The 3,239-nt window shown below is 51.7% G+C and carries 2 protein-coding genes; both read right to left on the bottom strand.

Features of this window, described 5'->3' with window-relative positions; translation table 11 throughout:
- Positions 1-154: 154 nt before the first annotated feature.
- Positions 155-1,105 carry a hypothetical protein gene (locus tag PHI12_14355; GenBank protein ID MDD5511966.1) on the bottom strand — a complete coding sequence of 317 codons (951 nt, stop codon included), beginning with the start codon at positions 1,103-1,105 and terminating at the stop codon, positions 155-157.
- Between the two features lie 153 nt (positions 1,106-1,258).
- Positions 1,259-3,239, bottom strand: a 1,981-nt coding sequence (locus PHI12_14350) for a hypothetical protein (protein MDD5511965.1), incomplete at its 5' end; no start/stop codon positions are given.

The raw sequence follows: 3,239 nt of genomic DNA, 5'->3' as shown, positions 1-3,239 counted from the left end.
GTCCCGGCTACCGCTTCGATACCGGTTCCGGGTGTGATTTTAACGATTTCACCCTTTTCAATAGCAGTCCCGCTTGCAATACAAAAAGTGCGCGCCTCTATAGGCCCGCCGCCTTCCCTGTATGCAGGTACAAACATGGTTTCTCAACTCCTTATCACTTTTTCTTGCCTCTTAGCCATGACCACGCCTCCTTAATGGACTTGTAATGTCCCTGGTTGACGCGTCTCCTGGCCCATTCCAACTCTTCATCGTTTAGATCGAGGCGTTCTTCGTTTACAGGCGCGCCGTCGGAAGGCTCGGTTCCCCTTTTTGACTGACGCTGAAAGTCTTTAACCGCTTTTTCGGCGATTTCAGAGGCTTTCTGCGTACTTGCGGCGGTAGAAAGACGAATGTAGTCGTCTAATTTGTCCAACAAGACCATGCTGTAGGCATGGACAAGGTTACCGCCGGTCATTTCCTGGGCTAAACCTTCAATCTCCTTCCTGTGCTGGTTATAAAACGCCTCGTTATAGCGCGGGTGCAGTTCAGAAAGCCGTTCCTTCTGCTCGAAAAAGGTCAGCTTGGATTCGAGCTTCTTATTTCTCTCCTCCTGCTGCTGCCTCTGATAGTAGGTTTCGGGATCTTCGCCCTTGTCGTAGGCTTCCTGCTCCGCTTTTTGCCTGCGTACCGCCTCGTCAAAGGCTTCCACACTGTCATAACCCAGCGCTTTTATTGCGGCAAGCACGCGGTCGCGCTCCTGCCTTACCGTATCGTAGTGATAGCCTTTCTGTAGGTAGGTCTGCCGCTCCGATTTCGGTATTTTTACAGGTTGACGGTTGAAGATGATCTCGTCGTACTCTTCCGTTTTCTCGGCTGGTGTTTCTTCCGGCGCGCCTTCGGTTTCGGTATCCTGCGATTCTTCCTTGGTTTCTGTCTCTTCTTCCGTCTCTTCTTCCGATTCTTCGCCTTCGGCTGGTGTGCTTTCGGCTTCTTCGGCTTCTTCTTCAGCAAATAACTGAAGGTCGAATATTCTCTGTCCGGGTAGGGACATGATAATACCTCCTCGCCTTGGTTCGGCTAATTTAGCCCCGATAACGCACGGGGTAGTTGCGGCCTCTATTGGCATAAAAAAACCGCCTTATCAGGCGATTATCTGTTTTTCTTCACTTTTTTAGGCAGCTTCTTGCCCTTGCTCTTCCTGTCCCACTCTTCAACATCTACCCCCTGCCGCTCCAACTTCTTCTTATTGGCATGAAAATATTTTCTCTGGGCATCAGATTTATATGGCAGCCTGTCCACCCCCTAACATTTCAGCAATATACGCCTCCAACTGCTCAGGTTGCATCTGCATCATGGCCTGCACCTGTTCCTCCTGCTGTTCGGGAGGCATCTCCCGTAATATTATTAGCACTTCCGGCGGTAGGCTCTGTATGAACTCATCCATGCCGGGAATCCCCTGCTGTTCCTGCCCCTGCGCCTCCATAGCCTGCGTCATGCGCTCTAATGCGTCCTGCTTGCCGGGGAATTCCGGCAGGAGCTTATACAGCCCCGGCAGGTCAAGTGCCTGCCGCTCGAACAGGTTCATACCCAGTTCGACAAGGTATGCCCTGGTAATGGTCAGTGTAGCCCCAACGTCAATATCAATATTGAAATACAGCTTGCGCGTCTCGCCCATGCTGTCGGCATCTACGCGCTGATCTTCCGACATGTTTACAACCTGCCCGCTTTCGTCCATCATGCGCTTGGGAGCATGGAGTATTTCAGACGGGTTAAACTCGAATACTTTGTAATTGCCGCTGCCCCTGTCAAGCACAAACTCTCTCGGCACGGTAACGAATTCGGCAAGGTGTTCCAGCCATATCTCGGCAAGCTCGCGCAGCCCGTACTGCATGGTCGTAACCACGTCCAGCATCGGTTTCATGGCCTGTTCCAAAAGTGCCAGCGTCCCGCTCGCCGTCTTGGTCGCGCTTGTCCCCCTGCCCTGCGTTACGTCCCACAGGTTGGTAATGCGGTCAACGTGGGTTAAAAACGTTTCTACAGCGGGCATAACGTCCGTAATTTGACCTTGTATCATCTTTAACGCGGTATTGGGATTCCCCTTAACGGGTATTTTAAGTTCAGGGTTGTTTGTCCATTTATGCGGTTCTTTTATCCTGCCGTGTTCATAAGCCATCTGCGGCTGCCCGGTCGTTTTCAAACTCACAAGGAAGTCCTGGATCATCTTGTTAATGATGTCCTGCAGGCCGTCCCGCTTGCCGTCAAGCCCGATAAGGGACTGCATCTCGCTCCTGCCCCATAACCGCTTGTCCTTCATCACGTAGGGGATAATAACGACGGGATAACGCCCGTGCTTGTAATAGCCTTCCTTTTCCATCTCCGGGTCGTCCCTGCTGTCTTTTAACAGTGTCCAGCCCGCCAGCCACGCCACCTGCAGCTTGTTATTGTCGTCCCTGTACCAGTACTCGTGAAGGTTTACACGGTCACGGTGGTTAAGCGATCGGTAGGTCTTTTCCGTGCCGGTAATAGATGTAGGAGTGCGCCCGGTAATGCCGGTTACATTATCCCCGTATATCTCGGTATCGGAAAAGGAGCTTTCCGGGATGAGCAGGTCTTTTAGCTGCTCCTTCGTGTACTTGCAAAGTGGATCGGCCTCTTTACTGTACTTCTGCATTACGTATTTAACCGTCTTGGGATGAACGAAGTCTATAAAGTCCCCTTTCTGCAAGTCCCAGGGATTGGTAATGTTCGGATCGGGAAAGAAGTTTGCCGGGTGGACGACAAAAGTGTCCAGGTCTCCCGCGCCGTCGTTCCGCTTGGGGTTCCAAACGGCCTTTAGGACAACGCTCCCCAGCTTGGGCCTCATCCATTCCGCCTCTGACATCTTGCGGTGCATGTCCAGCGCGTCCCAGTAGTACTCGATAACATCGCTGACATTCTGCGAAATATCCTCGTACAAGGGACGCTTGCAGGTTACAAGCACGGAAAACCGCCCGTTTGTCATATTGGCATGGATAGAGCGCAGCACCTTCCAGCAGATATTAAGCTGCGGCTTAGGCTTCCATTTGTCCTTGGCGTTGGCAGTGCCCCATTGATTATCCTCGACATATTCGTCGTATTTCTGCCAGTCGTCGATAGGCTTTAATTCCTTTGATGCTTCATAATCGGCGTATACGTCGGCAATAAATTCCCTGTCCTCTGCGCTTATAAGTTTGTTTCGTGGGCTTTGTTTAGCCATCGGTTCACCCCGTTTCGGTATTACT

The organism is Dehalococcoidales bacterium (assembly GCA_028716225.1).
GTDB lineage: Bacteria > Chloroflexota > Dehalococcoidia > Dehalococcoidales > UBA5760 > UBA5760.
This window is presented reverse-complemented; position numbering and strand designations above follow the sequence as displayed.